The sequence below is a fragment of the Blautia aquisgranensis genome (genome assembly GCF_040096615.1).
GTDB classification, from domain to species: Bacteria; Bacillota; Clostridia; order Lachnospirales; family Lachnospiraceae; genus Blautia_A; species Blautia_A aquisgranensis.
The window spans coordinates 21128-31242 of record NZ_JBBMEJ010000027.1 but is presented as its reverse complement, the minus strand read 5'-3'; the positions used below and the strand labels follow the sequence as shown (position 1 = coordinate 31242).

Sequence of the window (10115 nt, the reverse complement as noted above, 5' to 3'; positions counted from 1 at the left end):
TGAGGCTGAGCTTCTGGCAGGTTAAAATGGGGAGAATTTTCTCATTTTAACTTGTACTAAATCTTGACATAGGACCATACTGAACATCAGTGTTGTAATCGTCAGCAGCAGAATGAGCTTTGTCCGGGGATCAAGCAGGATTCCTTTTCTTTTTTCGGTTGTTGCTGAAAATGATAGCCCGTTCATCACACAATGCCCGCTTTAGCAAAATGCTTTTTCAGAAGCGCCTTACCTAAAAGTCCGCCCAGGATCGCAAAAATGAAGATTCCGGCGATTACCAGAATAATGCTCCACATAGGCATAACAGCCATTACCCTGTCAGCGTATTCCTCACCAAAGCTGGCCGCAAAACTGGCCCAGGAATCCTCAACCATGAAATACATGGGGATATATGTACCAACCATCCAAAGGCTGAACACCGCATACCCGATCAGGCTCTTCTTGGCGCTTTTATAACCGCCGGATTTCAAGATCAGATCTCCCAGCAGCCCAAAAATCACGCCCATCGGTACGCCCCAAAATCCCATGCCAGTCAGCCCCATCAGCAGGCCGCTTAAAATTCCCATAATTGTAACCATGCCGAATTTTTTAACTCTGGTCAGGAACAGCATGAACGGGATGCCGGTAATCAAAGACCACAATGCTCCGAGGATCGGCAAAAAGATAGGTACAAAGCCGACGGGAATGGCGACACAGCAGCCAATCACAAAGTAGAGAACGGTGAACAGGCCGAGGTTAATCAGGTCTTTTGCTTGTAACTTGTTACTCATAACGAATACCTCCATTCATTTGCTGGTTAGCGTTTTCTAACCTCTCTATAAGATACCATAGTTAGCAGTAGCTCTCTACAACCAATCATCTTTTTAGCTCCAAACAGCAATGAGTTTTTTTATTGACTGACTTCGCTTACAATTCTATAATATGATTAAAATCAAGGGCAATAAGCCAGACAAATCGACAGGAGTTAAAAATGAAGATTGATGATATTATTAGAAAATGTATTGAAATTCCCGGCGTTTCAATAAAACGTAGCGAGTTCAACGCAGAACTACTTATGAAAACTAAGGAAGGAAAAGGGTCTATGACATTTTTTCAACTTTTCCCCGGACTTACTATTGCGTATATTTTTATAAATTCTCCGACATGGGCAGCTCCAAATTTGGGTGAAGATAGTTTCATTAAAAAAGGGCCTTTGCTCCTAAACTATTGCGTGACTGGTCGTTGCGAGATTATCTTGAATAACGGAAACTTTGTATATGTGAAAGATGGAGATATTTCTCTCACGGAGTGTTTTGCCCAAAAGCAATATGTCTATCCTCGCCGTATCTATGAGGGAATGGAGCTTTTTGTTGATACTAATACACTGGCAACAGAGAGTACATGGATACAAAAAGAGTTTGGCATAGACATCCCTAAAATCATTGAACTTTTTTGCCCAAACGATAACACTTATATCTCAGCAGTTACTCCTGAAGTTGAAGAAATATTGATTAAGCTCTGGGAACTTTTTGATATTGCGCCTCCGTTTTCGATTTCTCAAATGAAGATCTATGTTCTGGCTCTATTTTCATTACTACAAAATCTTAACAATATCCCCCCATCGCAAGCCTGCACATTTTTTACTGAAACACAGGTAGATATAGCAAAACGTGTTGAAAAAATTATCACTTCCGATTTGCGGCAACATCATCCTGCATGGGAATTGGCAGCTCAGTTTTCTGTCAGCGAAACCAGCTTAAAAAACTATTTTCGTGGCGTTTTTGGTCAAAATATTTCCATCTATCTACGGGAAGTCCGAATGAAAAAAGCTGCAGAGTTACTGACTCTTACAAGATTGTCCGTTGCAGAAATAGCAGAGTTGGTCGGCTATATGAATCAAAGCAAATTTGCATCAGTTTTCAAAAAACAATTCGGCCTATCGCCATTGGAATACCGGCGGTCAAAAAAACTGGAAAATATATAAGATAAAGCCGGGATTGCTTGCTGGCTTGCAAAATCCCGGCTTCATCTATGCCCAAAATCAGATATAAACTAATTCCTGCAACAACACTTCCTCCACCTGCGCTTTCAGCGTGTTCATCAGCCCCGCCCAGCGCATGGGGTTGCGGGCTTTCAGTTCCTCTGTGGCACCCGCAACTTCCATCATGTGAGGCAACATGGTTTCCACACGCCCCTGTGCTGTCCGCTCAATCTCTAACAGGTGTGGATACAGCTTCTCGCTCATCAGCAGTTGGTTGTAGAGAATGGGGCGATGTTTCTTTAGGTAGGATTTTCGCATCCTGCCGTACTTGCCGATAGAAGTTTCCGGCTGTTCAGAAAGTTTTAGGTTGGGTATATCATAATCTCCACAACGAATGTAAGTCAACTTACTCATTTTCATTCTCCTTTGCTTCGTGATGATTAGACTGCTGCGCTGGCTGCTATGCTGCCTTTGCGCGGTTCTTCTTTCGGCAGCTGACCGACAGTAGAAAAAACACCTTTTTTCATATTCTCAGCCCGGATCAGGGCTTTCTTAGCGTCCATTGCCGCTTTTTTCTTCGTCTTGATTTTGTCCTCATACCGTTTTTGTGCGCCGCTGGCTTTCCGCTTCAAATAGTTCTGATGAAGCCTGTCCTTGCGTTCTTCTTTTTTCCGCAGTTCTTCCTGTTCCTCCGGGGTTAAAGGAACCGGCTGTAAGGATGGTGGGATATAGCGTCCTAAAAAATTGAAGTAGATTTCAATTTCCTGCGTGGTGTCCTGGCTGCCTTTTCGGGCGCGTTCGTGGACAAGGATTTTCTCTACAAACTCGTTGAGCATGGTATTTGTCAGCGTGTCAAAATTCTCGTACTTATCAATTAGGGCTATAAATTTCTCCGCTGATTTCTGGCTCTGCTCATAGCCGGTAACAGCCTTTTCCAGCTCCGCAATTTCAATCTCAAGTGTGTCCTGTTCTTTGGCATACTGTGGCATCAAGCGCCCTATATCGTGCATCCGGCAGTTTGCTGAGGGCGTTGTCCTCATAGATTTTGCAAATCAGTTTTTCCAGTTCTCCAGCTCTCTTTTGGGCAGCGGCCAGACGCCTGCGCTTTTTCGATATATCGGCACTCTGTTGAGCAACCTGCGTTTCCTGAACGGTGTGAATAAACTCCGTCCGGTCATTTCTGGAATATTCAGCGATAGCCCGGAGCGTATCAGAAACCAATGTCAGAACAGCACTCTCATTGATACGGTGTTGTGTAGGGCATAGTGTCCCACACGGAACTTTGGTATAATTGGAACAGGTATATTGAGAAACCCGCTTGCCATTGTTGGTGCGGTGGACATACATCTTGCCGCCGCAATCGGCACAATAGAGCAATCCTGTGAGGGGAGCCGCTTCGCCCCAGCCGTTTGGATAACGCCGTACATTGCTGCGGATTTTCTGCACCAAATCAAAGGTCTGCTGGTCGATAATGGCTTCATGGGTATTCTCAAAGATCGTCCATTCGTCCTCAGAAACATAGTGGCTTTTCTTGTCCTTAAAGTGCTTGCGGGTCTTGAAATTGATGGTATGCCCTAAATACTCTCGTTTTTTCAAGATGTTCACGATGGTAGATGATCCCCATCCATACGGGTCTTTGACCGGCTTTGAACGGTTCACACCCTCATTGAAGCGGGCAAGGTGTACGACAGGAATTTCAATTCGGTCTGTGGATAGTTTACAAGCAATCTGATAAGGTCCATATCCCTCCAGCGTGAGGGAGAATATACGGCGTACCACTTCGGCAGCTTCCTCATCTACCAGCCAATGCTCTCGTTTTTCGTCCCATAAGTAGCCGTAAATCACAGTGCCGGTCAGATGCTTGCCACTCATGCCTTTTGACTTGAACACAGAGCAGATTTTCCGGCTGGTATCACGGGCGTAAAATTCATTCATAATGTTATAGTCGCGTCCTAACCGGCTCATGTCCTTGATGACGATTGCCTCTATACGCCCTGCCTCCACTTCCTCCATCATCGCCAAAAATCCGGGGCGGTCAAAACGGGTGCCTGAGATACCGTCATCGGTAAAGTGCGTAGGGTTTGGCAGCCCATTCCGGCTGGCAAAATCCTCCAACATCTGTTTTTGGTTGGATATGGAGTTGCTCTCGCCCTGTAACTCATCGTCCCGGCTCAGGCGCTCGTACAGTGGGGTGATTTTCTCATTTCTCATAGCTGTACCTCCTGAAACAAAAATGCTCTAAGTGATTGCTTCACTAACCATGACAAAATCATGATTAAGAAGTCACTTAGAGCATATATCATCATCCACATACAAATCTGTTGTCATTTCCGTCTCTGTATAGAAGCTTCCATCAAATTTTACTTTCGTTACCGTTTCCCTACACTAATATCTTTTATTCTCGATTATTCGTCAAATAAATATATGCATCTTCCAAAGTGATATCATTATCCGGGACACAATTCTCATTTGGCTTTTCTTTGCTTAATACTTTCATATGAATTCCATTTTCTACATACTGCTTAGATGAAATAGAATAATTGGCTTCTAACAAACGGGCTTCTTCTGCATTTTGTACCGTACAATTCCAAACACAGCCCTTTGCATTTTCCAGCAACCCACTCACGCTTCCGGAATATAAAAAACTTCCTTTTTTCATAATGGCAAGCTGCGTACAGGTTGCTGCTAAATCTTCTACTACATGAGTGGAAAACAGCACAGTTCTATCCTTTGAAAAATCAACCAGAAGATTGCGGATCCTGATTCTTTCTTCCGGATCTAACCCGGTGGTAGGTTCATCAATAATCAAAAAATCCGGATTATTAAGAAGTGCCTGTATGAGTCCGACACGTCTCTTCATACCACCAGATAATTGCCGCATTTTTTTATTCTGATGCTCTGTAAGAGAAGTCTTTTCCAGATAATAGGTAATTCTTTGTTTGAGGTCATTTGTGGATACTCCTGATAGTCCTCCCATATATACAAGGCATTCTTTCACCGTAAGATTCGGATATAAGTCGATTTCCTGTGGAAGATAACCAATCTTTTTCTGTATTTTTTCATAATTTCCCTCGTTATACAGAATTCCATCAAGCGAAACCATTCCTTCCGTTTGTTTTAAAACGGTTGTAAGAACCCTCATCAGCGTGGTTTTTCCCGCACCATTCTCTCCCAAAAGTCCGTAAATTCCATTAGGTATTTCAAGAGACGCCTTATTTACTGCAACTACACCATTTTTAAATCTAACTGTTAAATCATTTATTCTAATACTCATAATCTATCCCCTTTTCTTTAAAGCCATTGGTAATACTGCAAATAAAAGCATACCCACTATAAAAGACACAAGCGTTCCATAAATCCAACTCTCGGACATTAATTGATTAAGTTCACAAGAGCTGAAAGAAAACAATCCCAGATTCCCGAAAAATGAACTGCCCGCTTTCGATATAAGACCAATGACAATTCCAAATAAGCATCCTATACCTGCCCACATATTTCCAAGCAATGTACACAAAATCACAGAGCATATACTCCAAAGCCAGATGGTTCCGAACATTGCAATGAAAAATAAAAGGAATATCAGAGTGCCCGAAACGCCTTCGTTTACACTGCCCGGTTTTTGCCAGAAAAATAAAACATATCCAACACAGGAAAGTATTAATAAATATAATATTTGAACGCACACTCTCTGTGATATTACTTTTAACTGCTTTTTTTGATCATACAAATGAAATACATCGGCACGCTTACTTTTTACTTCCATCAAATATGTGTCACTACAAAAAATAATTGTTAAAAATGCTATTGGAGACTGAATCGCTGAACCGATTTCTTCATAGTATATAATCGGATGAATAGCACACAATATCAGTATAAATGCGCATGAATAAAAAATCTTATATAATGGCAGGCAGTTTTTTAGTTCCGTTTTCAATGAACCCTCCTCCTTTTCCAGATTGTAACAGAAATACATACTAATATAACTGATGAAATTACAAGAATAATCTGATTTATGTTTGACATTTTGGCTGCATGTGTTTCAAAAAATCTGCCAGGGAATCGCACCATAATAGAGAACGGTCTCATATAATAAATATCATTCTTCATGGTCAGCATATTTGAATATATAATGTATAAAAACAAGATTGGTGCTGCCGGAAGCGGATTTTTAAATGTTACTGCTGTAATTGTATAGACACAACATATCATCAAAAGATTTGGAACAATATAGATCAGAGAATTCACGCAAAAATCAATTAATGTTACTGGAAAGCCCGATTCTAAAGACGTTTTCAAACACAGCATAAAGAATATAACATTCAAAATCACTAATACTCCCAGCATACTAATGAATCCGCTTATTACTTTCCCACATATATATTGGATTGCCGTAACAGGCTTTGTATGTAATAATTCATAGGTACTTTTTCGTGTATCTTGAATAAATAAAAATGATAGCAAGACTGTTGCAAAAAAGGCCATATGCAATCCTGCAAAATCCGTAAATTTTTTTGCAAAGTACCAGGAAAAAGAATGTTCGGATAATTTCTGTTCGATATAATGATTGATTTCTTCTGTTGTCCCCTTATGAATTTCAAGGTCTTCATAAGCATATATTGCGTTATAATAGCCATATTGGGATTCCAGGAACTCAGAAGCAGTCTTTACATCCATATTCTGAATTTTTTTCACGACATCATCCGCTTCTTGCCTGCTAAATCCAAAACCATTTTTGGAGGTGTCCATTAAAGTCTCTCTGATCGTATCTTCCCACTCCCTTCTTCTTTCCTTATCATCAGATGTGGGAATGTAGCCATCCATGACATCGGCATCTCCCAATGCTACATCATTTTGTGTAACCTGTTCATTCGGTTTGATATAATGAATTTGCAAATACGATGACAGACATTGATATATACTGGCGACTATAATAATCAAGCCAATCCACAAAACAGGGTTCTTTAAATAATCAAGTATACTTCTTTTTATGATTGTTTTCATTGTATCTCTTCCTTTCTTTATTTCTTTAACAGCATCATACAAATCAATTCTCAATAAATTCACAACAAAAAAGACTAAAACCACTTTATTTATGATCTTAGCCTTCTAACATATTTTTATTCAGCTTTGAAAAGAGCTTCTACATGAGCACCGCCCTGTCTGGCATTATATATTTTCAAATTTCCTCCATGCTTTTCACAGAAAATACGAGAAATATACATGCCAAGACCGAAATGCTTTAAATCATCTTGTGGATTCTTATGATAAAACGGCTCTGTTACTTTTTCCTCAGTATCCACAAAACCTATTCCATCATCTTCAACAGAAATTATAAGAAAACCATTTTTTTTCCTTATCTGCAGAGCAATACTTTTTTGCGCATATCGAACCGCATTTTCCAGTAAGTTGTCTGTCACTTCCATGACAAGTTCCTCATCCACTTTCACAACGTTTTGTTCCTGTACGCTTTCTACCTTACATAGTTTACTTTCCTTCTTGGACAGCATGACAGCTTCTGTCTCAATCTTTTTTGCCAGCTCCGATAATACTATCTCTGAACATTGCAGTTTCCTCTGTTCTAAATGGGACATTTTTCTCATGTTTTCCGTGAAATGTTCTATTCGGTCAATCTGATACATGCCTGTTTGCAAGATATCCATAATATCCTCTGTTTTTATACTCTCAGCAGAAACAAACTCTAAGAGCATTTCCTGATACCCTCGCAATATGGAAAGTGGAGAACGTATGTCATGTGCAATTGCATTCCGCAAGACCTTCTCGTCATCAATCATTCGCCACATCTTTCTGTTGTTATCTGCTAAAGCACTTCGCATCATTTCAAATTCTTTACACAACGTTCCCATCTCATCTTTATTTTCATAGGACACATGAAAATCCAGTTCATTATCTGCAATCATTTGTGAGGCATCTTTTAATTCCTGTAGAGGCGTCTTTAACTTGTTTTTATAAAAAAAGAAAACCGCAGCAACACTCCCAACAATCGAAAAAATCAGTACCGAATATGTTTCTATAAAGTCACACATTTCCGAAAGATGATAGTCCAAACGATTCATCTGCGATTGATTAGGTCTTGATATCTCAATCTCGTATTTCTTTCCATGTTGCTGAAACACATCCGTATAATCTGCATAATCAATATATTTTTCCCATATTTCATTCTGCATATTTCTTGCAAAATGAACTGTAAATGCAGATAACAGAAATGCTGCCGTCAAGCTGATCACAAAATAAAACAGAATTGTTTTTTTCAGTGACAAGTTTCTTATTTTTTCCATCGGTATCCAATCCCCCATACAGTTTCTATGTATTCTTTTTCTGAACAATCCGCTATTTTTTTCCTTATACGCCGTACTAACTCCGTTATCGTTCTACTGTCCCCTTCCGCATCATATCCACAGACTTGTTCATATATACGTTCTTTATCAAACACCTGCCCCGGATGCATGGATAAGAATTCTATAATCTGATATTCAATTTTTGTGAACTCCATCTTGTGTCCAGCTATAGCTACTATTTTTTCAGAATAATCAATCAGCATTTCATCCATGAAGCGGTATTCTGTTTTTTGCTGATGCCTTTCTTCTCTCTTTATGTTTGTAACAATCCTCGCTTCCAACTCCCGAAGACTAAATGGTTTCGTAATATAATCATCCCCACCTGAAAGCAACCCATTAATTTTATCATCTTCATCAACTCTTGCTGTCAGAAATAAAATTGGACATAACACTTTACTGCGTATCAGACGACATACTTCAATCCCATCCATGCGTGGCATATTGATATCCAACAAAATAATATCCGGTTTCATTTTTATTTTATTTAATGCTTCCATTCCGTCTGTAGCCGTAATGGTTTCATATTGTTTCATATTAAAATAACTACAAAGCATTTTCACCAATTCTTTATCATCATCGACAACTAAAATCTTGTATTTCATCCAAACCACCTCCAGTATTCATATTATACGATAAAAAACAATGAAATCACAACAAGAGTACATGAAGAACGTAAGCACAATATATCTTTTTTCTCAATTCCAGCTCAATTTCCCCTCAATGTCTTTTTCCTCCGATTTTCGTATGCTTATCCCACAGCAGAACAGTACCACACCGGTGCGACCTGCTGAATCAATCAATACGAAAACGGAAGTGTTTTTATGCGAGAACTCAGTTTTCGTAAAAACAATCACATACAAAAAGAATAATAAAAATGAAATAGGATTAATCAGCTGTTAGAAAACTGATTAATCCTATTTTGTTCTACATCGACACCAAATCTCAAGTTTGCCTCTAAAAATTCCTGACCTTTAATTAATAAATAGGTAAGTCGAAAACCGACTTACCCACTATAATATGATTTTTATTTACTTCGCCACACACATGTTTTCATCAATCCATTTCTGGATATCGTCTTCGCTTACTTTAACCAGGCGGGCAATTTTCTTAACATCCATCCCCTCTTCTGCCATAGAAAGAGCTGTTTCTTTTGCTTTTTTTAGTTCGCCGCTTTCCATTCCTTCGCTATAAATTTTCTCCATTTCATGGCACATAAGCTCCACTCCTTTCTGCGTGTCTTTTAATTCATGTACCTGTTTTACAACAATCGGACTGTGCATTTCATCCGCATTCCTGTTTGTAAGAACATACTATTTTAACCAATCTGTGATATTTTCATCTGTTGCATGGTTCGCATTAAATGTTCTGCACCATTTTGCAGAATATTTCTTTTTGATCTTCACCGCAATCTTCTGTGGTTCTGTAGCTCCGCTGGTTGTAAAAATTGCTGCTTTTTTTCCATTCAGATTTACCTTGTCCAGAAAACTGAATACTGCATTTGGAAATGTTCCACACCAGATCGGACTTCCTATCAGTATCCTGTCGTATGCAGAAATATCAGGAATCTCCATATCCAGTTCTGGCCGCTCATTTAATAAAATTTCTTTTAATGAGGTAAATACCGTTTTTCTATAAGACATCCGGTAAGATTTATGAGTCTTAATCTCTGCCAGATCTGCACCGGAAAGCTGTGCGATCCGTCTAGCAGCTTCTTTTGTCTTTCCTTTCTGCGAAAAATAGATAACTAATGTTTCCATTTGATAGGCTCCTTTTCTAGTACAATATATTTATGGCTGATG

General features: G+C 39.4%; 10 protein-coding genes and 1 pseudogene. 1 reads left to right on the top strand and 10 read right to left on the bottom strand.

From position 1 onward, the window contains the following. Positions 1-185: 185 nt before the first annotated feature. Entirely contained in the window at positions 186-770 is a 585-nt protein-coding gene (locus tag WMO28_RS15620) for an MptD family putative ECF transporter S component (protein WP_015524597.1), read from the bottom strand. 200 nt (positions 771-970) lie between these two features. Between WMO28_RS15620 and WMO28_RS15615 the strand changes: the two genes are divergently transcribed. Beyond that, positions 971-1963, top strand: coding sequence for an AraC family transcriptional regulator (locus tag WMO28_RS15615; protein WP_148446870.1), 993 nt, complete (start codon positions 971-973; stop codon positions 1961-1963). A gap of 57 nt (positions 1964-2020) precedes the next feature. Here the strand turns inward: WMO28_RS15615 and WMO28_RS15610 are convergent, their stop codons facing one another. The 9 genes and pseudogenes from WMO28_RS15610 to WMO28_RS15570 form a co-directional block, all read right to left on the bottom strand. Then, positions 2021-2374 (bottom strand): TnpV protein, encoded by a 354-nt coding sequence (locus WMO28_RS15610; protein WP_148446868.1) that lies wholly within the window; start codon positions 2372-2374, stop codon positions 2021-2023. A 26-nt stretch (positions 2375-2400) separates the two neighbouring features. Next, a pseudogene (locus WMO28_RS15605) lies at positions 2401-4171 on the bottom strand (DUF4368 domain-containing protein). A 184-nt stretch (positions 4172-4355) separates the two neighbouring features. Continuing rightward, on the bottom strand, positions 4356-5234 hold the full coding sequence (locus WMO28_RS15600; protein ID WP_114001641.1) for an ATP-binding cassette domain-containing protein: 879 nt from the start codon (positions 5232-5234) through the stop codon (positions 4356-4358). A gap of 3 nt (positions 5235-5237) precedes the next feature. Next, a complete protein-coding gene (locus WMO28_RS15595) occupies positions 5238-5894 on the bottom strand; it encodes a transporter (RefSeq protein WP_226845194.1) in 657 nt (218 codons plus the stop codon). Continuing rightward, positions 5891-6961 carry an ABC transporter permease subunit gene (locus tag WMO28_RS15590; protein ID WP_114001642.1) on the bottom strand — a complete coding sequence of 357 codons (1071 nt, stop codon included), beginning with the start codon at positions 6959-6961 and terminating at the stop codon, positions 5891-5893. The genes WMO28_RS15595 and WMO28_RS15590 overlap by 4 nt, the downstream gene beginning before the upstream one ends. A gap of 116 nt (positions 6962-7077) precedes the next feature. After that, on the bottom strand, positions 7078-8256 hold the full coding sequence (locus WMO28_RS15585) for a sensor histidine kinase (protein WP_349057578.1): 1179 nt from the start codon (positions 8254-8256) through the stop codon (positions 7078-7080). Further along, positions 8244-8918, bottom strand: coding sequence for a response regulator transcription factor (locus WMO28_RS15580; protein ID WP_024853919.1), 675 nt, complete (start codon positions 8916-8918; stop codon positions 8244-8246). Before WMO28_RS15580 ends, WMO28_RS15585 begins: the two co-directional genes overlap by 13 nt. Before the next feature lie 426 nt (positions 8919-9344). Then, the gene (locus WMO28_RS15575; RefSeq protein ID WP_349057577.1) at positions 9345-9596 is read right to left on the bottom strand and encodes a hypothetical protein; all 252 of its coding nucleotides are present in this window, start codon (positions 9594-9596) and stop codon (positions 9345-9347) included. A 30-nt stretch (positions 9597-9626) separates the two neighbouring features. Beyond that, complete coding sequence (locus tag WMO28_RS15570) at positions 9627-10073, bottom strand: flavodoxin (protein ID WP_055066284.1); 447 nt, start codon at positions 10071-10073, stop codon at positions 9627-9629. Between the last annotated feature and the right edge of the window lie 42 nt (positions 10074-10115).